Source organism: Limnohabitans radicicola, from assembly GCF_014837235.1.
Lineage (GTDB): Bacteria > Pseudomonadota > Gammaproteobacteria > Burkholderiales > Burkholderiaceae_C > Limnohabitans_A > Limnohabitans_A radicicola.
Map to the genome: position 1 here is coordinate 1,240,410 of NZ_JACYFT010000001.1, position 24,191 is coordinate 1,264,600.

Consider the following 24,191-nt stretch of genomic DNA (forward strand, 5'->3'; position numbering starts at 1 on the left):
TTATTCGAACGTCATGCCCTTGGTCACTTCGGCCCACAGCGCGTGCTCGCGCCGCATGCGGTCGGCCAGGTCGGTGGCTTTGGCGTTCCAGATGACGTAGCCCTGGTCGACCCAGCGCTTGCGCAGCTCGGCGTCCTGCAGGGCCCGCGTGGTGGCCGCACCGATGCGTTGCACCAGCTCGGCGTTCATGCCCAGCGGGCCGTACAGGCCATACCAGCCACCGATGTCGTAATCGCGGATGCCCAGCTCGGCCATGCTCGGCACTTGCGGCAGCGCAGGGTTGCGCTCTTTGGAGGTGACGGCCAGCGGACGCACCTTGCCACCATCAAGGTAGGCTTTGGCACCGCCCACGATGTCGAACATCATCTGGATCTGACCACCCATCACATCGGTCATGGCCGGGGCGTTGCCCTTGTAGGGCACATGGGTCATGCTGATACCCGCACGGCGGGCAAACAGTTCACCGCTGAGGTGGTTGGACGCGCCCATGCCCGCCGAGCCGTAGGCCAGCTGACCCGGGTTGGCCTTGGCGTACGCCACCAGTTCGGGCAGGGTCTTGAAGGGCTGGTTGAGGTTGATGACCAGCACATTGGCGTAACTCAGGATGGGGGCCAGCGGCGTCAGGTCCTTGAGCGGGTCAAAGGTCATCGCTTTGAGCACATGCGGGCTGATGGTCATGGTGGGGCTGGCCGCGAAGTAGATCTCCTGGCCTCCCGGCGGGGCCTTGACCACCGACTGGCCCGCCACAGCGCCACCAGCGCCGACACGGTTTTCCACCACCACGGGCTGGCCCAGCTCGCGGCTGAAAACCGGCGCGAACACACGGGCAGCGGCATCCACCGGACCACCGGCAGCGTAGCCGACGATGAGCTTGACCGCCTGGCCTGTGCTTTGGCCCTGCGCCCAGCTGCTGGCCGCCGCACTGAGCAGCACGGCACCCGTGACCGCCATGAAGCCACGCCTGGCCGGTATGCGATTGCTTGTTTTCATGTCTTGTCTCCTGTGGTGTTGGGGGTTCAGTTTTTCGGGTCCACGTACTTGAATGCGCCCATGGCGCGGGCCACCACGCGCCCGGCTTCGTCTTCGATGTGGGCTTCGCAAAAACAGATGCTCTTGCCACCACCACTGGCACGGCCATGCGCCACCAGACGCCCCTTGCCCGGGCTCAGAAAGTGGGTGGACATGTCCACGGTGATGACCGCTTTCTTGAAGTCGGCCTTGGACAGCGCGGCACTGGACATGGCCATGTCCAGCATCGTCATGATCACGCCACCGTGCGTGTTTTCGAAGTTGTTGCACAGCTCCAGCCGGGTGTCGAGCACCATGCGCGAGACACCCGCTTCGGCAAACTCACGGCGCAAACCCAGCAGTTTGGCGAAATGCACCTTGTCATAAAGTGTCGAGGTGTCGGCTGCGCTCATGGGCACTTCCTGGTTCAAGGCGCGGCCCAGCGGGTGGCCTGGGCCAGTTGTTGACGGCACTCGGCCACCATGCGTTCAAGCAGTTCGGCGCAGGTGGGCACATCGTCAATGAGGCCGATCACCTGCCCTGCCGCCACCACGCCGCCATCCACATCACCCGACTGCAGGGCCTGGTTGCCGCGCTGGCCTGCCACCAAGTGGCGTATGTCTTCAAAAGTGCAGCCGCCTTCGCGGTTTTCGGTGGCCACCACCTCTTGCGAGACGGCGTTGCTCCAGACCCGCGTGGTGTTGCGCATCGTGCGGAACATGAGCTTGGTGTCGCGCTCCGTCGCACCCACCAGGGCCTGCTTGATGTTGTCGTGCACAGGCGCTTCTTGTGTGACCAGAAAGCGCGTGCCCATGTTGATGCCCTCGGCACCCAGCGCCATGGCAGCGGCCATGCCACGCCCGTCGGCAATGCCGCCCGAAGCGATCACAGGCACTTTGAGCGCACGCACCGCCAGCGGGATCAGCACCAGGCCGGGCACATCGTCCTCGCCAGGGTGGCCCGCGCATTCAAAGCCGTCGATGCTGATCATGTCCACGCCATTGCGCTCGGCCGACAGGGCGTGGCGTACCGAGGTGCATTTGTGCACGATGGTGATGCCGGCGTCCTTCATGCGACCAATGAAGTCTTTGGGGCTGTTGCCTGCGGTCTCGACGATCTTGACGCCGCTGTCGATGATGGCCTGCAGGTACTCGGCATACGGCGGCGGATTGATCGAAGGCAGGATGGTGAGGTTCACGCCGAAGGGCTGATCGGTCATGCCGCGCGTGCGGGCGATCTCGGCCGCCAGCGCTTCGGGGGTGGGCTGGGTCAGCGCCGTGAGCACGCCCAGACCGCCCGCATTGGACACGGCCGACACCAGCTCGGCCTTTCCCACCCACTGCATGCCGCCCTGGATGATGGGGTAGCGGATGCCCAGCGCTTCGGTGACGCGTGTTTTCATGCCGCGATCAGTTCAGGGAAATCTTGGCGTCGCGCACGATGCGCGAATAGATTTCGGCATCGGTCTTGATGACCTTGGCAAAATTTTCCTGCGTCTCACCGCCCGGGATCAGCCCCATGGCTTCGATTTTTTCACGCACATCGGGCAGCTTCAGGATGCGCTGGATCTCGACCGAGAATTTGTCCACCACCGGTTTGGGCGTGGCCACGGGCATGAACAAACCAAACCAGCCCAGGGGCTCGAACGAGTGGAGACCTTGCTCCTTGAGCGTGGGCACATGGGGCAACCACGACAGGCGCTCGCTGCCCGTCACGCCCAGCAACTTGAATTTGGGGAAGTGCTGGCGCGATGAACCTGCGTCCATGAAGGCGGTGGACAACTGGCCACCCAGCATGGCCGTGACCAAAGGCGCTGCGCCCTGGAACGGCACATGCAACAGGTCCATGCCGGTCTGCATGTTGAGCAGCTCGCCTTGCAGGTGGGCCGAGGTGCCCGGACCATAGGTGCCAAAGCTGTACTTGCCGGGGTTGGCCTTGACCAGCTTGACCAGCTCGGCCAGGTTGTTGACCGGCAAACTGGTGCTGGCCGCGAACACACTGGGGCTGATGGCCACGCGGCTGATCGGCGCAAAGTCCTTGATCGGGTCGTAGGGCAGTTTCATCAGCGAAATTTGCTGCAGCAAGGCCACGATGCTGAACAGCACGGTGTGCCCGTCGGCAGGCCCCTTGGCCACCAGGTTGGCACCGATGGTGCCGCCCGCGCCAGGCTTGTTCTCGACCACCACCGTCTGCTGCCAGCTGTCTTGCAGCTTTTGCGCGACCATGCGGGCCAATGCGTCGGTGGCACCGCCTGCGGGGTAAGGCACGATGAACTTGATCGGCTGGCTGGGGTAGGCGGTCTGCGCCTGGGCCGAGCCCATCAACGCCAAGCTGCCCAACGTGGCCAGGGCCATGCGGCGTGTGAATGTCTTTGTCATGCCTTGTCTCCTTGGGGGTGTTGTCGTGAATTGGCGCCGAAAAATCTCAAGCACGGGCCTCGCGCACCATGTTGCGGCCAATGATGATTTGTTGTATCTGGGTCGTACCCTCATACAGGCGAAACAGGCGCACGTCGCGGTAAAAGCGCTCGATGCCGTACTCCGACAGGTAACCCGCGCCGCCCAAAATTTGCACCGCACGGTCGGCCACGCGGCCGCACATCTCGGACGCGAACATCTTGCAGCACGAGGCCTCGGTCGAGACGTTGCGGCCCTCATCACGCTTGCGTGCGGCATCAATCACCATGCACTCGGCCGCGTACAGCTCGGCCTTGCTGTCGGCGAGCATGGCCTGCACCAACTGGAACTCGGCAATCGACTGGCCAAACTGCTTGCGCTCGATCGCGTAACGCAGTGCGTCATCCAGGATGCGCTGGGCCACGCCCACACACACGGCAGCGACGTGGATGCGGCCTTTTTCGAGCACCTTCATCGCGGTCTTGAAGCCCTGACCTTCCTTACCGCCGATCAGGTTGGCAGCGGGCACGCGCACATTGTCAAAAATCACGTCGCAGGTGTGGGCGCCCTTCTGACCCATCTTCTTGTCGATCTTGCCCAGGCTGATACCGGGCGTTTTGGCGTCCACGATGAAGGCCGACACGCCGCCCGCACCCTTGTCGGCCGGGTTGGTGCGCGCCATGAGCGTGAAGATCTTGGAGTGCGGTGCGTTGGTGATGTAGCGCTTGGTGCCGTTGACCACGTAATGGTCGCCGTCCTTGATGGCGGTGGTGCGCAGCGAGGCGGCGTCCGAACCCGCATCGGGCTCGGTCAGCGCGAACGAGGCGGACAACTCGCCTGTGGCCAGCTTGGGCAGGTAATAGGCTTTCTGCTCTTCGGTGCCGTCCATCAGGATGCCCTGCGAGCCGATCCCCACCGTGGTGCCGATCACCGAGCGGAAAGCGGGTGAAGTCTTGCACAGCTCAAACAAGAGGCGCGACTCCTCTTCCATGGTCAGCTCCAGGCCGCCATAGGACTCGGGGATCGTCAGACCAAACAGCCCCATCTCGCGCATCTCCTGCACGATGGCTTCAGGGATCTCGTCGGTGTCGGCGACTTCGTTCTCGGCAGGCACCAGACGCTCGCGCACAAAACGGCGCACGGAGTCGAGCAGGGCTTCAAAGGTTTCGGGGTCTCGGATCATGGTGAAGTCGTGGCGTATTTACAAAGTTTCAAAGGTGCCCAGGATGGCGGTGGACTGGCTGGAAAGCGTGCCGCCGTTGCCATGCGCAAGAGCCGTCTTCACGCCCTGCACCTGGCGTTCGCCGGCTTCGCCGCGCAACTGGCGCACGGCTTCGATCACGGTGAAGATGCCGTACATGCCCGGATGCGTGCATGACAAGCCACCACCGTTGGTGTTGACCGCCAGGCGGCCACCGGGCGCGATGGCACCGCCTTCGACAAAGGCACCGCCTTCGCCCTTCTTGCAAAAGCCCAGGTCTTCGAGAAAGAGCAAGGTGTTGATGGTGAAGGCGTCGTACAGCTGCACCACGTCCATGTCGGCAGGCTTGAGTCCTGCCATTGCAAAGGCTTCGCGCCCGGACTGGCTGGCGGCGGTCACGGTCAGGTCGTGCATGGACGAGACCTGGCGGTTCCAGTTGGCGGTCGCGTTGCCCAACACGTAGACCGGTTTTTGGGGCAAATCACGCGCACGGTCGGCGCGCGTCAGCACAAAGGCACCGCCGCCGTCGGTGACCAGGCAGCAGTCGCGTACCGATAACGGGTCACTGATCATGCGGGCTTTCAGCACATCGTCGATCGACAGCGGATCGCGCATGAACGCCTCGGGGTTGCGCTGCGCCCAGGCGCGTGCGGCCACCGCCACTTCGGCCAGCTGGCGGCGCGTGGTGCCGAACTCGTGCATGTGCCGACGCGTGGCCAGCGCGTAAGCGCTGAGCGGCTGCATGGGCGCATAAGGCGTCTCGTAAGGCTGCGGGTCCATCACGCGGCGCGCCTGAGCGATCTCGGCGCGGCCAAAGGTGGAGGTGCGCTGGGTGCTGCCGTAGCAGACCAGCACCGCATTGCACTGACCCGACTGCAAAGCCATCATCGCGGGCAGCAGGTGCGCCACAAAGCTGGAGCCGCCGAGCATGGTGCCATTGATGTAGCGGGGGTTGATGCCCAGATATTCGGTGACCGGCATGGGCCACATGGTGGAGAGCACGCTGGCCGTGCACAAGCCGTCGATATCGCTCATCTTCAAACCGGCATCGGCCACCGCAGCGTGCGCGGCGCGGGCCAGCACTTCCATCTCGGTGAAGCCCGTGGCCTCGCCGCAACCGAAAGTGGCCACCCCCGCGATGACCGCGCTGCCGCGCAAGGCTTTCAGGCCGGTGGACGTGTGCACCGCTGCGGATGCGGCCGGGCCACGGGGCACAGGCTTGGCAGAGGTCATCGGTGTGCTGACCGGATCAAACACCACCACGCCCTGGCCTTTGTCGACCACCACACGGGCCTGTACACGCTGGCCCACTTCCACAGCGTCGACCGGGCTGGTCTCGACCCGGCTCATCAGGCGCACGCCTTCGTCCAGATCGATGAGGCAAACGTTGTAGTCGCCGCCCGCATCGGGCTTGCGGCGCACCGTGGTCACGGAATACACCGTACCCAGCCCTGTGGGGGTCACCAGCGCAAGGTGGCTGCTGCCGCAATGCGGGCAGACCTCGCGCGGGAAATAGATGTGCTGACCGCAATCGCCGCACTTCTGGATCAGGAAGCGGCCTGCGTCCAGCTCGGCCTGGTGGCGCGCCAGCACACCGCTTTTTGTATCACTCATGGCTGTCATTCCTGCGCTCAGATCGGATCCCAGCTGAACACATCGCCCGAGCGCTCCAGGTCAAAGAAGCTCGACTTGAGCGCGGGCATGGCGTGGTCGAGCACGCTCTGCGGGGTCCAGCCCTCGCTGCGGTGCACCGAGCGCACCGGGCGCGGCTGGCTCATCAAAAAGATTTCGTTGTTGCGCACGGCAAAGATCTGGCCGTTCACATGGGCCGAGCTGTCGCTGGCCAGGGCCACGGCCATGGGCGCGATCTTGGCGGGCGTCATCTGCTTGATGCGCTCCACACGGGCCTGCTCTTCGGGCGTCTCGGTCGGGATCGAGCCGATCATGCGGCTCCAGGCGAAGGGCGAGATGCAGTTGGAGCGCACATTGAACTTCTGCATGTCCAGCGCGATCGACTTGGACAATGCCGCCACACCCAGCTTGGCCGCCGAGTAGTTGGCCTGGCCGAAGTTGCCCACCAGCCCCGAGGTCGAGGTCATGTGGATGTAGTTGCCGCTTTGCTGCTCCTTGAAGTGCGTGGACGCAGCGCGGCTGACGTAGTAAGCGCCGTACAGGTGGACCTTGAGCACGGCGTCCCATTCGTCCACGCTCATTTTGTGGAAGAAGCGGTCACGCAGGATGCCCGCGTTGTTGACCACCACGTCGATGCGACCAAAGCTGTCGAGCGCGGTCTGGATGATGCGGGCTGCACCTGCGGCGTCGGACACACTGTCGGTGTTCGCCGCAGCCTCGCCACCGAACACCTTGATCTCGTTGACCACGGCTTGTGCAGGTCCGGCATCGTTGCCTTCGCCCGAGACAGATGCACCGATGTCGTTGACCACCACCTTGGCGCCCTCACGGGCCATGGCCAGCGCGATGTCGCGGCCAATGCCGCCACCTGCGCCGGTGACCACCACGACTTTGTCTTTGACCAAACCTGTACTGCTCATGTTTTTCTCCTTGACGACATGGTTGTGACCATGCGGGTTGATGTATGTTGCTGCGTCCAATCGCTGAGGACAATCTGCCAATGCTGAAGCGGGGCTTTCGGATTGCCGAACTCAGGGATTCCCCTCGGTTCAGGCCTTGTCCTGCTTGGGCCAGGCAAACAGCGGTGCCTGCTTGTTCAGGAATCGGTTCACAGCTTCGCGGTGCTCGGCGGTGCCAGCGGCCAGGGCCTGGGCTTGCGCTTCTGAGCTCAGCATGTCTTGCAAGCCGCCGCCCAGGGCGTTGTTCAGGCTGCGCTTGATGAGCGCCACGGCGGCAGGCGATGCGCCCACAAAGCTGCGGGCCAGGGCTTGCGCGCGGGGCAGCAGCTGCTCGGGCGCGTGCAGCTCCATGACGATGCCCAGCCCCAAGGCCTCTTGCGCGTCAATGTCGCGGGCCGAAAGCATGATTTCCTTGGCACGCTGCACACCCACCACCCGGGGCAAGGTGTAGAGCGCGCCCACATCGGGCACCAGGCCGACCTTGAGGAAGGACATGTTGAACCAGGCACGCGGCGTGGCCAGCACGAAGTCGGCCGACAAGGCGAGGCTAAAACCTGCACCTGCGGCAGCGCCATCGACGGCGGCGATCACCGGGCGGTCGAGCGTCAACAAGACCTGCACCCACTCGTGCAGGGTCTGCATGCGGCCCAACCAGCCGCCGTTGTCGAGGTTGGCCGCCGCGATGTTTTTCAGGTCACCGCCAGAACAGAAGTGCCCTCCCGCTCCGGTCAGGACCACGGCGCGGATGGCCTTGTCTTGCTGGATGTGGTGCAAGGCCGCTGCCAGCTCGTCCCGCATGGCGGGCTCGAGCGCATTGCGTTTGCTGGGGCTGTCAAACGTGAGGGTGGCGACCTGGTCGGTCACATCGAACTGCAACAATGAAGGATTGCTCTTGGAGGGAATGATCATGAGAGGCTTCCTGAGTAATCGCGGCCACCGGCCAGGGAACTGCCACCGTCCACCGCCAGGATGGCGCCGGTGACAAACGAGGCATGTGTCGATGCCAGAAACAGCGCCATGTCGGCGATCTCTTCGACGCGGCCCATGCGCTGCAAGGGCACGGACTGCGTCATGCGTTGCAGCGCCTCGGGCGTGGGTGCCAGGCGGCGGATGCCTTCGGTGTCGCCGATCGGGCCGGGCACGATGGAATTGACACGCACACCTTCAGGCCCCCACTCCATGGCCAACACCCGCGTGAGCATGTCGACACCCGCCTTGGCCGCGCACACATGGGCCTGGAATCTGGTGGGGTTGAAAGCCTGCGGCGCCGAGATGTTGATCACGCACGCGCCCGGGCGGCGCAGGTGCTCAAAACCTGCACGCAGCACATGGAAGGTGCCGTTCAGGTCAATGTCCACCACGGTCTTGAAGCCGTTGGCCGACATGCCCAAAGCAGGCGCCAAAAAGTTGCCCGCCGCGCCCGAGACCAGTACATCGAAGGGGCCGATAGCGTCACGCGCTTGCTGCAGCGCAGCGGCAATGCCTGCGGCGTCGCGCACATCGGCGCTGTAGCCTTCGATTTGCGTACCGTGCTGGCGCAACTGCGCAACGGCCTGGGCCACACGCTCGGCGTTGCGGCTGGCAATCGCCACGTTCGCTCCGGCCTGGGCGAACGCGGTGGCGATGCCGAGGTTGATGCCGCTGCTGCCACCGGCCACAAAGACCGACTGGCCCTTGAAACTCAAAGGAATGCTCATGGGATCTCCTGTGCGGGTGATGTGGCCAGCCTGGCGTGTTCCTGCTCCTGCAGTTGACGCCAGAGGATCTTGCCCGTGCCCGACTTGGGCAGGCTGTCCATGAAGCGCACGATGCGCGGGGTCTTGTAGACGGCCATGCGCTCGCGGCTCCAGTCGATGATGTCCTGCTCGCTGACCTGGCCCTTGAAGTCGGGCTTGAGCACCAGCAGGGCCATCACGTTTTCGCCGCGCTTGGCGTCGGGCACGGCGATGATGCAGGCCTCATGCACCGCGGGGTGCTCGTACAGGGTGTTTTCAACTTCGGCAGGCCAGACCTTGAAGCCCGAGACGTTGACCATGCGCTTGAGGCGGTCGCGCATGAAAAAGTAACCCTCTTCGTCCACGCTGGCCAGGTCGCCCGTGCGGAAAAAGGTTTGGCCATCGAGCTCGAAAAACGAGGACTGGTTGGCCTGTTCATTGCGCCAGTAGCCACGCATCAGCTGGGCCCCACGCGCCACCAGTTCACCCACCTCGCCCACCGGCAATTCGCGCAGGGTTTGCGGGTCCACAATGCGGGCATCCACCCCCGGCGTCACCACGCCCAGACACTGGCGCTTGCCGCGTGCCAGCGGATTGCCGAGCAGGAACGAGGCGGTCTCGGTCATGCCGTAGGCCTCGTTGTAGGCGATGCCAAAACGTGTTTGCAGCAAATTCGCCACCGTTTCCGGCATGGCCGCGCCGCCGCCCGACAGCACGGTCAGGCTGCTCAGGTCGCGCTCAGAAGCAGCCGGGTTGGAGAAGAAGTCGATCAGCATGGCTGGGGGTGCAGCCCAGGTCGACACGCGGTGGTGTTCGATCAGGCGGGCGGCAGCAGCGGCATGCCAGCGCGGCATCATGACCACGGTGGCGCCCAGCGTGACCGGCACGTTCAGGCCGCCCTGCATGCCCAGCATGTGAAACAGCGGTGCCACGGCCAGGAACACCGAGTCCATGTGCAGCCCGCGCCAGACCTGCGAGGCCATGTTGGACGCCAGCACCGTGGCATGGGTGTGCATGCAACCCTTGGGGTGGCCTGTGGTGCCCGAGGTGTAGGGCAGCACGCACAGGTCATGGCTGCCCGGGTGATCTGCAGGTGCGGGCAAGGCCTGCGCAATCGCGTCTTCGAGGCCGTGCAAGCCTGGGGCGTCGGCCCACTGGCGGGGGGCCAGCACCACGTCGGGCACTTCGTCGCTGGCTGGCTGCGCAGGCAGGCCTTCTGAATACGCATGCACCAGCACGGCTTGCAAGGCATCACCCTCGCCCGACTGCAGCAGCGGCATGACTTGCGGCAACAACTCTTGCGCGACCATGGCCACGCGTGCGCCACTGTCTTGCATGTAATAGCGAATTTCTTCGCGGGTACACATGGCGTTGACCGGCACCACCACGGCCCCGGCGCGCATGATGCCGTAGTAAGCGGCCATGTATTGCGGGCAGTTCTGGCTCATCAGCAAGACGCGGTCGCCATGCTGAACGCCCAGGCGCTGTGTGAGGTATCCCGCCAGCGCCTCCACGCGCGCCAGCAGCGCCGCGTAACTCAGCGTGCTGCCACAAAAAATCACAGCGGGCTTGTTCGGAAAGCGCTCGGCCGCGACCTGCAGGTAATGCGTGAGCGGCACCTGCGGCAGACACAAGGCGCGCGGCACGCCCTTGGGCCAGTAAGGTGAAGGGATCTGGGCCATCACAGGCTTCGCGAAATCAGCTCTTTCATGACCTCGCTGGTGCCGCCGTAGATGCGGGTCACACGCGAGTCCACAAAAGCACGGGTGATGGGGTACTCCATCATGTAACCGTAGCCACCGTAGAGTTGCAGCAACTCGTCCAGGGCCTTGCCCAGCTCTTCGGTCGCGAACAGTTTGGCCATGGCCCCTTCCTGCACAGTGAGCTTGCGGCGCAGGTGCTCACCCAGGTACTGGTCCACCATCATGCGCACGGCGGTGGTGCGCACCTTGATCTCGGCCAGCTTGAAGCGGGTGTTCTGAAAATCAAACAGCGGCTTGCCAAAGACCACGCGCTCCTTGGTGTAGCGCACGGTCTCGTCGAACATGGCCTCCATCTTGGCGGCTGCGCCCAGCGCGATCACGAAGCGCTCTTGTGCCAGCTCTTGCATGAGGTAGGCAAAGCCCTTGTTCTCTTCGCCCAGGAGGTTGCTGACCGGCACGCGCACGTCTTCAAAAAACAGCTCGGCGGTGTCGGCCGCTTCCTGGCCCATTTTTTCGAGCTTGCGGCCTTTGCGAAAACCGGCACGGTCGGCTTCGACCAGGATCAGCGACACGCCCTTGGCTCCGAGTTCAGGCTCGGTCTTGGCCACCACCACCACCAGGTCGCAGTTCAGACCGTTGGAGATGAAGGTCTTGGCACCGTTGATGACGTAGTCGCCCCCGTCACGGCGCGCCGTGGTGCGGATGGCTTTGAGGTCGCTGCCCGCACCGGGCTCGCTCATGGCGATCGCGAGGATCACTTCGCCGGTGGCGCATTTGGGCAACCACCGGGCTTTTTGTTCTGGCGTGCCCAAGCGCTCAATGTAGGGTGCCACCACGTCAGAGTGCAGACCAAAGCCGAGGCCGCCCACGCCAGAGCGGCCAACCTCTTCAACGATCACGGCCGCGTGGCCAAAGTCGCCACCGCCACCACCCCATTGCGGGTCCATGGTGGCGCACAGCAGACCTTCGCGTCCGGCCTTGAGCCAGGTTTCGCGGTCGACACGGCCGTCCTTGTCCCACTGGGCCTGGCGGGGTTTGCATTCGCGCTCCAGAAAGCGGCGCACCGTGGCGCGCAGCATTTCGTGGTCTTCGCGGAACACGCTGCGGGGGAAGGTCAGGATGCTGTCCATACGCGCCTCAAGGACGGCCGCCGCCGCAAACCAGCACCTGGCCGCTGACGTAGTTGGACTCGGGGATGCAGAACATGTAGACCGCGCCCGCGGCTTCTTCGGGTGTGCCGCCCCGACCCAATGGAATGGTGGATTCGGCAGCTTTGAGGCGGTCGGGCTGCACGCCCACTGCAATGGTGCGGCCTTGAATCTCCACACTGGCGTCGCCTGCCGTCAGAGGTTGCGTGAGGCGCGTCATGATCAGGCCAAAGGCCACGCTGTTGACGTTGACCTTGTAGCGGCCCCACTCCTTGGCCATGGCGCGGGTCAGGCCGTTGATGCCCGCTTTGGCTGCGGCGTAGTTGGCTTGGCCTGCGTTGCCGTACACGCCCGAAGTGGACGAGATGTTGACCACCTTGCGGTGCTTGGATATGCCCGCTTCGGCTTCTTTTTTGGCGGCCTCGCGGATGAAGTTGGATGCGGCGCGCAGGATGCGAAACGGCGCGGTCAGGTGCACGGCCAGCATGGCTTCCCACTGCTCGTCGCTCATCTTTTGCAACACGTTGTCCCAGGTGTAACCGGCGTTGTTGACGATGATGTCGATGCCGCCAAAGGCGTCGAGCGCGGTCTTGACGAAACGGTCACCAAAGTCGGTGTCGGTCACGCTGCCGATGCAGGCCACGGCCTGGCCACCGCTGGCGACGATGTCGGCCACGGTCTGCTCGGCCGGTGCCTGGTCCAGGTCGTTGATGACGACACGGGCGCCTTCGCTGGCGAGCTTGAGCGCGATTTCACGGCCGATGCCGCGGCCGGAGCCAGACACCAGGGCCACCTGGCCTTCGAGTTTGCGGGTCATGAGGAATCCTTTGAAATATTTTTGGGAAATGGGTTCAGGCCAGGGCGACGACAGCGTCACCCGCCAGCTTCACCTGGCCTTCGGCATTGGCGGTGGTCAAAGTCAGGCGCACGCGGCGTTCGCCGTTGACTTCGAATTTCTCGGTCACTTCGCCGGTGCAGGTGATCTTTTCATGCACCTGCGTCATGGCGGCAAAGCGCACGCTGTAGTCGCGGATGGCCGTTTGCGGCACCCAGTTGGTGAGCAGGCGCGCCAGCCAGGCCATGGACAACATGCCGTGCGCGATCACGTCGGGCATGCCTGCGCTGTGGGCGAAGTCGGTGTCGACGTGGATGGGGTTGTGGTCGCCCGAAGCGCCACAGTACAGCGCCAGCGTCAGGCGCGAGAGGGGAGGCAACTCCAGCGCTGGGATCTTGTCACCCACCTGGAGGTCGTCAAATCGTTTCATGGCTGTGCTCATGGTGGATGCCTCAAGCGTTTCGCTGGACGGTGATGCTGCGCAGGTCGGCCACATGCTCGCCGCGCTGGTTGGTCACACGGGTCTTGCGCACCACGAACTCCAGTGCGCCCCCTTTTTTGTCGTAGATGTCCTCGATGCGCTGCTCGTAAGTCAACACATCACCGGCATAGGCCATGCGGTGGTAAGTGAAGCCCTGCTCGCCATGCAGCACACGGCGGTAGTCCAGCCCCAACAGATTGCGGATCGCCGCCGGATCGGGCGACTCCATCTCCAGGCAAAAGAAAAACGTGGGCGGCACGGGCAGCCCCGGATGCCCAGCAGCTTGGGCCACTGCCTCGTCGGTGTAGACCGGGTCGGTCTGGCCTGTGGCCTTGGCGAAAAAGCGCAAGCGCCCTTTCTCAACCGCCACCGAAAACTTCGGCATGGTGTGGCCGATGTATTGGCGATCAATCATGTCGACCTCGCTTTCAGACCTTTTGGTAGAGCGTGACCACGCACGCGCCGCCCAGGCCCAGGTTGTGTTGCAGCGCCAGGCGTGCGCCTTCGACCTGACGCTGGTCGGCTCGGCCGCGCAGCTGCGACACCAGTTCGTAGCACTGCGCCAGACCGGTGGCCCCGAGCGGGTGCCCCTTGGACAGCAGGCCGCCCGAAGGGTTGGTGACGATGCGCCCGCCGTAGGTGTTGTCGCCATCGACAATGAACTTTTCGGCGGTGCCTTCGGGCGTGAGGCCCAGACCTTCGTAGGTGATGAGTTCATTGGCGGTGAAGCAGTCGTGCAGCTCGACCACGTCGAGGTCTTCAGGGCCGATGCCTGCGGCCTCGTAGACCTGTTTGGCGGCGTTGGCCGTCATGTCGTAACCCACCACACGGCGCATGTCATCGCTGTCAAAGGTGCTGGGGGTGTCGGTGGTCATGGCCTGCGCGGCGATCACCACGCTGGCGTCCAGCTTGTGCTTTTTGGCAAAGTCGGCCGAGCAGACGATGGCGGCAGCTGCGCCGCAGGTGGGTGGGCAGCACTGGTAGCGCGTGAGCGGGCCAAACACGGTGGGCGATGCCATCACCTCTTCGAGCGTGAGCGTCTGGCGGAACACGGCCAGCGGGTTGCGCGCCGCGTGCTGGCGCGCCTTGACCGAGATGCGGCCAAAGGTGTCAGCGCGGATGCCGTATTCCTTCATGTAGTCCATGCCCGCACCGCCAAAGAACTGGGCGGCACGGGGCGCGGCAGGGTCGTATCCCTGGTGCGCGGTCATGGCCTCGGCAAAGCGGGTCATGGGGGACGGCCGATCGTCCCAAGCCCCTTTGAGCGCGCCGGGTTGCATCTGCTCAAAGCCCAGAGCGATGGCACATTCGACCATGCCGCTCTCGACCGCCTGGCGCGCCAGGAACAGCGCGCTCGAACCGGTGGAGCAGTTGTTGTTGAGGTTGAAAACCGGGATGCCGGTCAAGCCCACGCCGTAGATCGCCGCTTGCCCGGCGGTGGAGTCGCCGTAAACGTAGCCCACATAGGCTTGCTGCACGGCGTCGTAAGGCACGCCCGCATCGTCGAGCGCCAGCTTGGCCGCACGCGCACCCATGAGGTTGTAGGACTCGCTGGCCCCGGGTTTGGTGAAGGGGATCATGCCCACGCCAACGACGTGAACAGCGCGCTTGCTGACAGCCATGCTTGCTCCTTGAAAGGCTTCGATACGGACAAAGTATCAAGCGGGAGCAGGGCTTCACCAATCGCCAATCAGGTCAAGATGATTGGCAGGAAATGACAATTTTGTGTGAACTACGCTTAGTGGGAATCGCTATTTTCATAATCACACGAGTCGTCTTTCTTATGGATAAAACTTGAATTCCGAATCGAGTCAAAGCTTAAGGTGATACCGATTCGAGATTCTTCGCACGGATAACCAACGTAATGGCGATGATTCTCGTCATTCAATACATTCCTGACTATTGTGGGGTGTACACCAAGATCAAGAAGATAAGTTTCTCGATCACTCATCCATCTATCCTCGTCGAAACGAAAGGTAAATAGTGCTTTCTGAGTTTCCAAGAGTGGCTTTAATTTTCTCAACTCTTCGGGTATATAGAAAGCCTCAGGCGGACTATCAAGTTTGCGAGTATTGCAGTTTCGACAAAGTGAAACCAGATTTCCTGGAACAAGATGCCCGCCAAGCGCCATTGGTATATGGTGATCTATACAAAGTACTGGTGGTTTATCAAGCTCAGGCTCAAGTTTTTCCGGGAGGCCACACTTGAAGCGGCGGCCCTCGAAAAGTTCGAAGAAGCGTGCTCTGTAGGCATCTTGAATCACCCGGACTCGAAAGCAGGCGAACAAGGCGCGCTTCTCTTTTCCGCGCTGACCTCGGTAGACCTCGGAACTTTGCTTTGCCATTTCACTACTTGGTGAGAAAGCGGAGACACATTTTTATACCCCTTGGTGTTTGGTGGATCAGGGCTACACTAGCTCTTATGACCTAAATATAGCTTCAAACAAAGAAATTTATAACTATATTATTTTATTTACTGCGAAATCGTATTTCATAGCCACACACCGTTTAAGCACTGCCCTACAGTGCCAGAAAGTGACAAGGTTTTGAGAAGCCCTGCCCTCGGAGCAAATGTCTCTGAACTGCGGGCGTTCTATCGCGGCGAGGGCGCCGCTCCCACAAAGAAGCCCACTCCGCTCAAGCCAACGTTTCGTTTTCACCCGGCTCGTTGTGCGCCTGCCGATACGCCCCAGGCGTCAGGCCCGTCCAGGCCTTGAAGGCGCGGTGGAAGGTGCTGGCTTCTGAAAACCCGACGCGGGCCGCCACTTCGAGCAGGGGCAGGTCGGACTGGGTGAGGTACTCGACAGCCACGTCCCGACGCAGGGCGTCCTTGATCATTTGGTAACCCTGGCCTTCCCGCTGCAGGCGGCGGCGCAGGGTCTGGGGCGTGGTGGCCAGCATGTCGCTGACTTCTTCGAGCGAGGGCATTTCTTCGGCCAAGTAGCGGCGCAACATGCGGCGGATGCGCTCGGTCAGGCTGGCCTGGTCGCGGTACTTGACCAGCAGGCAGGCCGGCGCCAGGTGCAGAAACTCTTCCACGCTTTCCTTGTTTTGCACCACAGGCAGGTCGAGCCATTTGGCGTCAAAGCGGTAACCCCATTCCCCTTCCTCCAATTGAATAGGGGCCTGGAACAAGCGGGACGCATCGCTGCGGCGGGCGATGTCGCTGTCCTGGTACACCACCTCGTCCACCGGGATGCGCCGCGCCGCCAGCCAGCACATGACGCCGTAGCTGAGGAACATGAAAACCCGCACGGCGTAGGCCTGGCGGTCGTCAAGGGCATGCCGCGGACTCATGCGCAAGTAGGCCACGCCACCGCTGACCACCAGGCGCGGCACAAAGTCAGGCAGCAGCGCATGGTAGTAACGCAGCCCGGCGCGCAGGGCGTCGCCCAGCTTGCGGTGGCCCACCAGCATGCGGCAGCCCACGGCAAACGAGCCCAAAGGCAGGGGCTTGGAGCTCAGGCCCCAGAACTCGTCACGGTGGTGGCGCACCAGCGCCGTCATCAGGCGGGCGAACTGGGTCTGCGTGACCCGCGCCAGCTTGGATTCGAGCAGCGCAGGCTGGATGCCCGCCCGGCGCAGCACGGCGGCGCGCTGGTCTTCGTGCTCGATGGCCAGCAGCATCTGCACCACCTGGTAGACGGCAATGGTGTGCTGGATAGGCATGGCGCTTGGCGTGCGGTTCATGGCGCGGTCGGGAAGGGCAGAGCCCCTATCCTACGACTTTGCGTTGGCACAAAACATCAATGGCGTCGTCGTCGAGTCCCGCAGCGGTCAGCACCTCGTGGGTGTGCTGGCCTTGCAGGGGCGCGGGGCGCTGCACGGCGAAGGTGTAGCCGCTCATCTGCACCGGCATGGCCATTTGGGTCATGGTCTCGCCCTGCGCGGTCTGCACCTGCACCCACATGCCCCGGTCCTGAAAATGCGGCAGCTGTTGCGCTTCATCGAGCTTGAGCACGGGGGTCACGCAGCAGTCCGCGCCATCCAGCAGCTGCGCCCAATGGGCCAGCGGGTGCGCCTGCACCGCCTGGGCCACTTCGCGCCGCACCCAGTCGGACAACTCTCGCGTTTTGGGGATGTGGTGCTCGGCCAGGTCCGGGCGGCCCAGCAGGGTGCAAAAGGTGTCCCAAAACTTGTGCTCGAAAGCGCCCACGGCCAGGTAGCGGCCGTCTTGCGTGGGGTACAGGCCGTAGCAGGGCAGCGCCCCGGTGAGCTTGTCGCTGCCGGGCGCGGGCACGTGCCCCCGGCTTTGCAGGCCCGCCAGCGGGATGACCGCATGGGCCAGCACGCCGTCGGCAATCGCCACATCGACATGCCGCCCCTGGCCCGTGCGCTGCGCGTCAAACAAGGCCGCGAGGATACCCATGACGGCGGGCATGGTGCCGCCCAGCAAGTCGCCCATGGGCAGGTTGGACAGGGCCAGCTCGCCACTGGGCGTGCCCACCTGGTCTGCCACACCGGCATAGCCGCAGTAGTTGAGGTCGTGCCCGGCCTTTTGGCTGAGCGGCCCGGTCTGACCGTAACCGCTGATGCTGCAGTACACCAGGCGCGGGTTGCGCTCGCGCACCGCGTCGTAACCCAAACCCAGCCGTGCCATCACGCCGGGGCGAAAGCCTTCGACCAGCACGTCTGCGGTTTCGCACAGCTGGAGCAAAAGCTGAACGCCTTCAGGCTGTTTGAGGTCCAGGCGCATGCCGCGTTTGTTGCGGTTGAGCATTTCGCGCACCGGGGGCGAGGCGTAGTCGCCCGCGCCCAGGTCTTCGATCTTGATGACGTCGGCCCCGAGGTCGGCCAGGTGCAGGGTGCACATGGGGCCGGGCAGCAGGCGGGTGAGGTCGAGCACGCGCACGCCTCGCAGCGGCGCGCCTTGGTTCGTGCTCATGCCTGGCCTCCTGCAGACGCCTGGGCGGTTTTGCGCAGCTCGGTTTTTTGTACCTTGCCTGCGGCCGTGAGTGGCAGCTTGTCGCGGAACTCGTAGCTCTTGGGGCACTTGTAGCCGCTGATGCGTTCGCGGCAGTGGGTTGCGAGTTCTTCGGCTGTGGCCTGCATGCCCGGCTTGAGCACGACCACCGCGTGCACGGCTTCGCCCCATTTCTCGTGCGGCAGGCCGATCACGGCGCACATGGACACGGCCGGGTGGCTGGTGATCGTGCTCTCGACCTCGGCCGGATAGACGTTTTCGCCGCCAGTGATGACCATGTCCTTGATGCGGTCGATCACGTACAGGTAGCCGTGTTCGTCCATCACGCCGCCGTCGCCCGTGTGCAGCCAGCCGCCCGCGAGGGCCTTGCGCGTGTCTTCTTCCCGGCCCCAGTAGCCCATCATCACGGCCGGGCCGCGCACCAGGATCTCGCCGTGCGTGCCTGCGGGCAGCTCATGGCCCTCGGCGTCGGCGATGCGGATTTCGGCCGACAGGCCTGCGGGGCCAGCCGAGCGGATGCGCTCGCTTTCCAGAAAAGCCGGGTCCCGGGAAATCGGCAAGGTCGAGACGGCCGCCGAGGTTTCGGTCATGCCGTACACATGGATGAAGTCCACCTGCGGAAATGCCGCCAGCGCACGCCGCAGCAGCGGCAGCGTGATCGGTGCCGCGCCCCACAAAATGCGCTCCAGTTTGGGCAGGCCTTGCGGGTCAAAGCCAGGAGTGTCCAGCAGCATCTGCAGCATGCTGGGCACGATGACCAGATCGTTCACGCCTTCGCGGGCCATGATCTCGACCACTTGCTGGGGCTGGAAGGACGGCACGGTGACGCAGGTGCCGCCCACAATGGTCTGGCCGAGCATGCGGCCCAGCCCCGCCACATGGAACATGGGCGAGGTCAGCAAGGTCACGTAATGCGGCGGGTTGGGCACCTCGGCCATGCGCCCCAGCAGCGATGCCCAGAGGTTGCCGTGCGAGAGCATCACACCCTTGGGAAAGCCGGTGGTGCCGCCGGTGTAGACGATGGCCGCCAGCGTGTCGGGGGCGCTGCGCACGTCTTCCATGGGCACGGCAGCGGCCACTTGCGCTTCGAGCGGCAGATAGCCCGCCGGGGTTTGCGCTTCTCCGATGTAGAGGCGGTGGCGCAAGGCGGGCAAGGGCGCGGTCATGGCTTGCGCGGTGGCCATCAGGCCATCGTCGACCGCCAGCGCACTGGCGCCGCAGTCGTTCAGGGCGTAGGCCACTTCGGCCGCTGTCCAGCGGGTGTTGACCGGGTTGATCACCAGCCCTGCCCAGGCCCCGGCCAGCAGCAACTCGACCATGCGGTCGCTGTTGAGCGCCAGCACCGACAGCCGCTCGCCGGGCTGCAGGCCCAAGGCGCGCAATGCCGATGCGGTGCGGGCCACCCGGTCCACCAGCTGCCGGTAGGTCTGGCGGCGCGTGCCGGTGACGGTGGCGATCTTGTCGGGGTGCCTTTGCATCGAGCGATGCAGGCCAGCGGTGAGGTACATGCTTTTGTCTCCATGGGCGCGGCCCTGTATGCGGGCCAGCGCGATGGTCTGATTGCACTGTGACGCCGGGCTGGCGGCAATCGCCTCAAGGGTCAAAGGCATTGGCAAAAAGTGACACACCGTCGTGCCGCAGGGACTTCCCCATTTGCACGCCTGTCCTCCGCACTCTCCCCGATAATCGGAGGTTTCACGAATCCGCAGCGGAGAACAACACATGAGCACTTTTGTCACCACCGGCGCACGCGCCACCGGCCTGGCCACTCTGGCCGCCGACGGCACCGTTCTGGACACCTGGTTCCCGGCCCCCGAACTGGCAGGCGATGTGGCCGCCAGCGGCAGCACCCGCCTGACGGAAGCCGAAGCCGTGGCTGCCCTGGGCGCTGACGTGGCCAAAGCCTTGACAGGCTGCGCCGTGCGCAACACCACCGTGGTGGCTGTGCGCACCGAGATCAAATCGCTGGCCGACGCGCCTGCCGACACGCACGACGCCTACCTGCGCCTGCACCTGCTGAGCCACCGCCTGGTCCAGCCACACGGCGCGAACGTGACCGGCATCTTTGGCCTGCTGGCCAACGTGGCCTGGACCAACTTTGGCCCTTGCGCCATCGCTGACGTGCCCGCCGCCCGCCTCAAGGCCCGCGCCGCTGGCCGCCTGCTCGAAGTCAAAGGCGTGGACAAGTTCCCGCAGATGACCGACTACGTGATCCCGTCTGGCGTGCGCATCGCCAACGCCGACCGCGTGCGCCTGGGCGCGCACCTGGCCAGCGGCACCACCGTGATGCACGAAGGTTTTTGCAACTTCAACGCCGGCACCTTGGGCGCCAGCATGGTCGAAGGCCGCATCAGCGCGGGCGTGGTGGTGGATGACGCCAGCGACATCGGCGGCGGCGCATCCATCATGGGCACGCTGTCGGGTGGCGGCAAGGAAGTCATCAAGGTGGGCAAGCGCTGCCTGCTGGGCGCCAACGCCGGCATCGGCATCTCGCTGGGCGACGACTGCGTGGTCGAAGCGGGCTGCTACATCACCGGCGGCAGCCGCGTGCAACTGCCCGACGGCAGCACGCTCAAGGCCAAAGAACTGTCCGGCAAAAACGGCATCCTGTTCCGCCGCGATTCACAGTCGGGCGCGTTGCACGCGATTCCACGCAACAAGAGCTGGGGCGAGTTGAACGCTGAGTTGCACAAGAACTGAGCGTGGCCTCGTCGAGAGCAAAAGCCATCGCGGTCGGGTCGATCAGCGCCATCTGGCTGATCGGAGCGCCCGTGGTGGCCCATTTCGTCTGGCACGAAGCGCCCTGGATTCTGGTGCTGATTTTTGCGGGCATGACCGAGCTGATCGTCCTGGCGCTGTGTCTGGTGGGCAGCACCCTGCACGATCCGGTCAAACGCTGGGAACTGCCACCCAACCCGGCCGACGCACACCGTGGCTGGCGTGGCGCTGTGGCCCGCGTGCGTGCTTGGGCGCAGGCCCTGGGTCAATGGCTGCGCCAGAGCCTGTTGCGCAGACCTGCCAAGGCCTGATCAGGCCTTGGCCAAATGCTGTTTAGCCAGCTCCACATACCAGTCCAAACACCCCGGATTGGCCATGGCGTCCTTGTTGACGACTTTCTCCAGCGGCTGGCCGAGCATCAGCTTCTTGATCGGCAACTCCTGCTTCTTGCCTGAGAGGGTGCGCGGGATCTCGGCGACCTGGAAGATTTCATTGGGAATGAAACGCGGGCTGAGCGCCACCTTGATGGCGTTGTTGAGCTTGGTTTTGAGCGCGTCGTCCAGCGTGGTGCCCGGGCGCAGCACCACAAACAGCGGCATGTAGCTTTCTTTGCCCAGGTACTCCAGGTCCACGACCATCGAATCCATGACTTCGGGCAGGGCTTCGACAGCGCTGTACAACTCGCTGGTGCCCATGCGCAGGCCGTGGCGGTTGATGGTGGCGTCGCTGCGGCCAAAGATCACGCAGCCTTCGCCCTCGCCCTTTGTTTCCGAATCGCCGCTACCGATGCGCAACCAGTCGCCGTGGCGCCACACACCGCCCATGCTGGCCGGGCCGTCACCGCCGCCGGGCTTTCGGCCGTGGCCTGCGGGGTACATCTCGAAGTAGCTGGACAGGTAGCGGGCGTTGTCCTTGTCGCCCCAGAAGAACAGCGGCATGGACGGGATGGGCTGGGTGCAGACCAGCTCGCCCACTTCGCCTTTGACGGGCTCGCCGGCTTCGTTCCACGACTCCACAGCCGCGCCCAGCATGCGGCACTGCATGACGCCGGGTTCTTGCGGCAGCTCGCGGTGGCCGCCCACAAAGGCCCCCGCAAAGTCGGTGCCGCCTGAAATATTGCACCACCAAATGTCGGTGCCGATCTTTTTGAATTCTTCGGTGCCCCAGCTTTGCGTTTCGGGCGACAAGGGCGAGCCGGTGGTGCCCAAGGCGCGGATCAGCGACAGGTCGCCGCAACGCGAAAGGTCAACACCGGCCTTTTGGCAGTTGGCAAAGAAGGCCGCGCCCGCGCCAAAGAAAGTGACTTTTTCTTCCGAGGCCATGCGCCACAAAATGCCCCAGTCAGGGCTCTCTTTGCTGCCACCGGGGTTGCCATCGTAAATCACGCAAGTCACGCCGTTCAGCAAGCCTGCGACCTGGGCGTTCCACATGACCCAGCCGGTGGAGCTGTACCAATGAAAGCGCTCGCCAAAGTTGTTGGGGTGGTAGCTGCAGCCCACGTCGTTGTGCAGGATCTTGTTGGCCAGCGCCACGATCACGGTGCCCCCGTGGCCGTGCACGATGGGCTTGGGCAGGCCAGTGGTGCCGCTCGAATAGACGATCCACAGCGGGTGGTCAAAAGGCAGCCACATGGGCTCGAAGGCTTGCACCTGATCGTCATCACGGGCGGTGACGACCGACATGGGCACGCTGGCGGCCACGTCACATTGGGCGATGTCCACCGTGCCCAGGTTGTCGTGGATGATGACGTGCTGCACGCTGGGCAGCGCGTCCTTGAGTTCCTGCACCACGGTCATGCGGTCAAAGTCGCGGCCGCCGTAAGTGACGCCGTCCACCGCGATCAACACCTTGGGTTCGATCTGCTTGAAGCGGTCGAGCACGGCGTTGGTGCCCATGTCGGGCGCGCAGATGCTCCATACGCCTCCGATGCTGACGGTGGCCAAAAACGCCACCATGGCCTCGGGGATGTTGGGCAGGTAGGCGGCCACGCGGTCACCCGGCTGCACGCCCTGGGCCTGCAGGTGCAGGGCCATCGCTGCCACCTGGCGGCGCAGCTCGGGCCAGCCCATCTCGCGGCGCAAGCCTTTTTCGTTGAGGCTGATGACTGCCGGAAACCCCGCGGCGTGTGCAGGCTGCACATGGCGAAGCACCTGGTGTGCGTAGTTGGTCTTGGCGCCGGGGAACCACTTGGCACCGGGCATGACGTTGTTGGCCAGCACCGCCGTGTGCGGCGTGGGGGACTGCATTTCAAAGTAGTCCCAGATGCTTTGCCAGAACGCATCCAGCTCGCTGACCGACCAATGCCAGAGGTCGTTGTAGGTGTCGAAGGTCAGGCCGCGCTGGTCGCGCAACCAGTTCTGGTACAGGCGGATCTGGGGCACATTCGGTGCGCGGTTCGGTGTGACTGCGGTGTTCATGGGGCCGAGGGTAGCAGCGCCAGCACCCGGCTGTCACGAGCGGCACCCCTCCCAACACGCACCTTGGTGACAGGCTCCGTGGCCAGCTCAGGGGGCCTCGGTGTCGCAGCGCCCTTGCCCTGAAGCCAGGCCACGAAAGTCACTGGTCCATCGGGACAGACGCAGATCGATCTGGATGCGCTCATTGTCAATGGCAGTGGCCATGCTGTCGGCATCCACCGAAAAACTGTGCGGCGTCAGCCCGTCAATGCGCACGCTGCTCAGGGTGTCACCGTCCCACTGGATCTGAACCTCCCGCACCCAGGTGCTGCGCGCAGGCATGTAGACCACGGCGCAAGACAAAGTCAGTGTTTGCGGTGCCGCCTGGGCCTGACTGGCACAGGCCAGCACCAGCGCGGCCAGACGGCGTTTCATGCCGTGCCCGTGCCCTGGCCCATACGCTGGCTTTTCCAGTACACGTCGTCACCGCCGTTCATGCGGTTGAGCACGCGGGCCAACACGAACATCAAGTCCGACAGGCGGTTCAGGTACTGGCGCGGGGTGTCGTTCAGGGCTTCTTCGTTGCCCAGCGCCACACAGGCGCGCTCAGCACGGCGCGCCACAGTGCGGCACACGTGGGCGAGCGCCGCACCACGGGTGCCCGCAGGCAGGATGAACTCTTCGAGCTTGGGCAGCTGCGCGTTGTATTTGGCCAGGGCCTCGTCCAAAGCGGCCACGGCTTCCTCCTTAAGCAACTCAAACCCGGGGATGGACAGCTCGCCGCCCAGGTTGAACAGCTGGTGCTGCACCTCAACCAGCACATCGCGCACGTCTTGCGGCATGTCTTCGCACAACAGCACGCCGATGTGGGAGTTGAGCTCGTCGACCTCGCCCATGGCGTGCACACGCAAGCTGTTTTTGGACACGCGCTGGTTGTTGCCCAAGCCGGTGGTGCCGTTGTCGCCCGTGCGGGTGGCAATTTGTGTGAGTCGGTTGCCCATGTCACTGTCTCTGGAAAGGGTTGATTTTCTGGTGCCATTCTCCGCCATGTGGCCTCCTGCTGTCTGACAAAGGAC

25 protein-coding genes and 1 pseudogene are annotated in these 24,191 nt (G+C 64.0%); 3 read left to right on the top strand and 23 right to left on the bottom strand.

Annotated elements, in window-relative coordinates:
* The 17 genes and pseudogenes from IC609_RS06170 to IC609_RS16255 form a co-directional block, all read right to left on the bottom strand.
* Positions 1-990: a Bug family tripartite tricarboxylate transporter substrate binding protein gene (locus tag IC609_RS06170; RefSeq protein ID WP_225224001.1), complete on the bottom strand. Its 990-nt coding sequence runs from the start codon at positions 988-990 to the stop codon at positions 1-3.
* A gap of 26 nt (positions 991-1,016) precedes the next feature.
* A complete protein-coding gene (locus IC609_RS06175; RefSeq protein ID WP_191818538.1) occupies positions 1,017-1,421 on the bottom strand; it encodes a PaaI family thioesterase in 405 nt (134 codons plus the stop codon).
* A 14-nt stretch (positions 1,422-1,435) separates the two neighbouring features.
* Positions 1,436-2,410 (bottom strand): NAD(P)H-dependent flavin oxidoreductase, encoded by a 975-nt coding sequence (locus IC609_RS06180; RefSeq protein ID WP_191818539.1) that lies wholly within the window; start codon positions 2,408-2,410, stop codon positions 1,436-1,438.
* A 7-nt stretch (positions 2,411-2,417) separates the two neighbouring features.
* Positions 2,418-3,386 carry a Bug family tripartite tricarboxylate transporter substrate binding protein gene (locus tag IC609_RS06185; RefSeq protein WP_191818540.1) on the bottom strand — a complete coding sequence of 323 codons (969 nt, stop codon included), beginning with the start codon at positions 3,384-3,386 and terminating at the stop codon, positions 2,418-2,420.
* 46 nt (positions 3,387-3,432) lie between these two features.
* Positions 3,433-4,587, bottom strand: a complete 1,155-nt coding sequence (locus IC609_RS06190) for an acyl-CoA dehydrogenase family protein (RefSeq protein WP_191818541.1) — start codon at positions 4,585-4,587, stop codon at positions 3,433-3,435.
* Positions 4,588-4,605: 18 nt separating this feature from the next.
* Entirely contained in the window at positions 4,606-5,838 is a 1,233-nt protein-coding gene (locus IC609_RS06195; protein ID WP_225224066.1) for a thiolase, read from the bottom strand.
* A 63-nt stretch (positions 5,839-5,901) separates the two neighbouring features.
* Positions 5,902-6,228: pseudogene (locus IC609_RS16070) on the bottom strand (Zn-ribbon domain-containing OB-fold protein); the annotation flags it as partial.
* 8 nt (positions 6,229-6,236) lie between these two features.
* Entirely contained in the window at positions 6,237-7,157 is a 921-nt protein-coding gene (locus tag IC609_RS06200; protein WP_191818543.1) for an SDR family NAD(P)-dependent oxidoreductase, read from the bottom strand.
* A gap of 129 nt (positions 7,158-7,286) precedes the next feature.
* Positions 7,287-8,105, bottom strand: coding sequence for an enoyl-CoA hydratase/isomerase family protein (locus IC609_RS06205; protein ID WP_191818544.1), 819 nt, complete (start codon positions 8,103-8,105; stop codon positions 7,287-7,289).
* Positions 8,102-8,893, bottom strand: a complete 792-nt coding sequence (locus tag IC609_RS06210; protein ID WP_191818545.1) for an SDR family oxidoreductase — start codon at positions 8,891-8,893, stop codon at positions 8,102-8,104. Before IC609_RS06210 ends, IC609_RS06205 begins: the two co-directional genes overlap by 4 nt.
* Entirely contained in the window at positions 8,890-10,593 is a 1,704-nt protein-coding gene (locus IC609_RS06215; RefSeq protein ID WP_191818546.1) for a long-chain-fatty-acid--CoA ligase, read from the bottom strand. Before IC609_RS06215 ends, IC609_RS06210 begins: the two co-directional genes overlap by 4 nt.
* The gene (locus IC609_RS06220) at positions 10,593-11,744 is read right to left on the bottom strand and encodes an acyl-CoA dehydrogenase family protein (RefSeq protein ID WP_408610999.1); all 1,152 of its coding nucleotides are present in this window, start codon (positions 11,742-11,744) and stop codon (positions 10,593-10,595) included. The genes IC609_RS06215 and IC609_RS06220 overlap by 1 nt, the downstream gene beginning before the upstream one ends.
* 7 nt (positions 11,745-11,751) lie before the next feature.
* Positions 11,752-12,579 (bottom strand): SDR family NAD(P)-dependent oxidoreductase, encoded by an 828-nt coding sequence (locus tag IC609_RS06225; protein WP_191818547.1) that lies wholly within the window; start codon positions 12,577-12,579, stop codon positions 11,752-11,754.
* Positions 12,580-12,613: 34 nt separating this feature from the next.
* Positions 12,614-13,027 (bottom strand): MaoC family dehydratase, encoded by a 414-nt coding sequence (locus tag IC609_RS06230; protein WP_225224002.1) that lies wholly within the window; start codon positions 13,025-13,027, stop codon positions 12,614-12,616.
* A gap of 22 nt (positions 13,028-13,049) precedes the next feature.
* Positions 13,050-13,493 (bottom strand): MaoC family dehydratase N-terminal domain-containing protein, encoded by a 444-nt coding sequence (locus IC609_RS06235; RefSeq protein WP_191818549.1) that lies wholly within the window; start codon positions 13,491-13,493, stop codon positions 13,050-13,052.
* Between the two features lie 13 nt (positions 13,494-13,506).
* Entirely contained in the window at positions 13,507-14,700 is a 1,194-nt protein-coding gene (locus tag IC609_RS06240) for a lipid-transfer protein (RefSeq protein WP_191818550.1), read from the bottom strand.
* Between the two features lie 116 nt (positions 14,701-14,816).
* A complete protein-coding gene (locus IC609_RS16255; protein WP_408611011.1) occupies positions 14,817-15,227 on the bottom strand; it encodes an HNH endonuclease in 411 nt (136 codons plus the stop codon).
* On the opposite strand from IC609_RS16255, the gene IC609_RS16185 reads away from it, so the two are divergent.
* Positions 15,192-15,437 carry a hypothetical protein gene (locus tag IC609_RS16185; RefSeq protein ID WP_232844225.1) on the top strand — a complete coding sequence of 82 codons (246 nt, stop codon included), beginning with the start codon at positions 15,192-15,194 and terminating at the stop codon, positions 15,435-15,437. The genes IC609_RS16255 and IC609_RS16185 overlap by 36 nt on opposite strands.
* A 277-nt stretch (positions 15,438-15,714) precedes the next feature.
* Here IC609_RS16185 and IC609_RS06250 read toward each other — a convergent pair whose 3' ends face one another.
* From IC609_RS06250 to IC609_RS06260, 3 genes are read right to left on the bottom strand one after another with little or no spacing between them, the layout of a single operon-like run.
* The gene (locus IC609_RS06250; RefSeq protein WP_225224003.1) at positions 15,715-16,767 is read right to left on the bottom strand and encodes an AraC family transcriptional regulator; all 1,053 of its coding nucleotides are present in this window, start codon (positions 16,765-16,767) and stop codon (positions 15,715-15,717) included.
* Between the two features lie 25 nt (positions 16,768-16,792).
* Complete coding sequence (locus tag IC609_RS06255; protein WP_191818552.1) at positions 16,793-17,962, bottom strand: CaiB/BaiF CoA transferase family protein; 1,170 nt, start codon at positions 17,960-17,962, stop codon at positions 16,793-16,795.
* On the bottom strand, positions 17,959-19,509 hold the full coding sequence (locus IC609_RS06260; RefSeq protein WP_191818553.1) for a class I adenylate-forming enzyme family protein: 1,551 nt from the start codon (positions 19,507-19,509) through the stop codon (positions 17,959-17,961). The genes IC609_RS06255 and IC609_RS06260 overlap by 4 nt, the downstream gene beginning before the upstream one ends.
* A 214-nt stretch (positions 19,510-19,723) precedes the next feature.
* Between IC609_RS06260 and dapD the strand changes: the two genes are divergently transcribed.
* A complete protein-coding gene (dapD, locus tag IC609_RS06265) occupies positions 19,724-20,701 on the top strand; it encodes a 2,3,4,5-tetrahydropyridine-2,6-dicarboxylate N-succinyltransferase (RefSeq protein WP_191818554.1) in 978 nt (325 codons plus the stop codon).
* 2 nt (positions 20,702-20,703) lie between these two features.
* Positions 20,704-21,030 (top strand): hypothetical protein, encoded by a 327-nt coding sequence (locus IC609_RS06270; RefSeq protein WP_191818555.1) that lies wholly within the window; start codon positions 20,704-20,706, stop codon positions 21,028-21,030.
* On the opposite strand, the gene IC609_RS06275 is transcribed toward IC609_RS06270, so the two are convergent.
* The 3 genes from IC609_RS06275 to IC609_RS06285 all read right to left on the bottom strand — a co-directional run bounded on the left by IC609_RS06275 (position 21,031) and on the right by IC609_RS06285 (position 24,116).
* The gene (locus IC609_RS06275; RefSeq protein ID WP_191818556.1) at positions 21,031-23,136 is read right to left on the bottom strand and encodes an acetoacetate--CoA ligase; all 2,106 of its coding nucleotides are present in this window, start codon (positions 23,134-23,136) and stop codon (positions 21,031-21,033) included.
* 87 nt (positions 23,137-23,223) lie between these two features.
* On the bottom strand, positions 23,224-23,550 hold the full coding sequence (locus IC609_RS06280; protein WP_191818557.1) for a hypothetical protein: 327 nt from the start codon (positions 23,548-23,550) through the stop codon (positions 23,224-23,226).
* Positions 23,547-24,116 (bottom strand): cob(I)yrinic acid a,c-diamide adenosyltransferase, encoded by a 570-nt coding sequence (locus IC609_RS06285; RefSeq protein ID WP_191818558.1) that lies wholly within the window; start codon positions 24,114-24,116, stop codon positions 23,547-23,549. The genes IC609_RS06280 and IC609_RS06285 overlap by 4 nt, the downstream gene beginning before the upstream one ends.
* Positions 24,117-24,191: the final 75 nt, after the last annotated feature.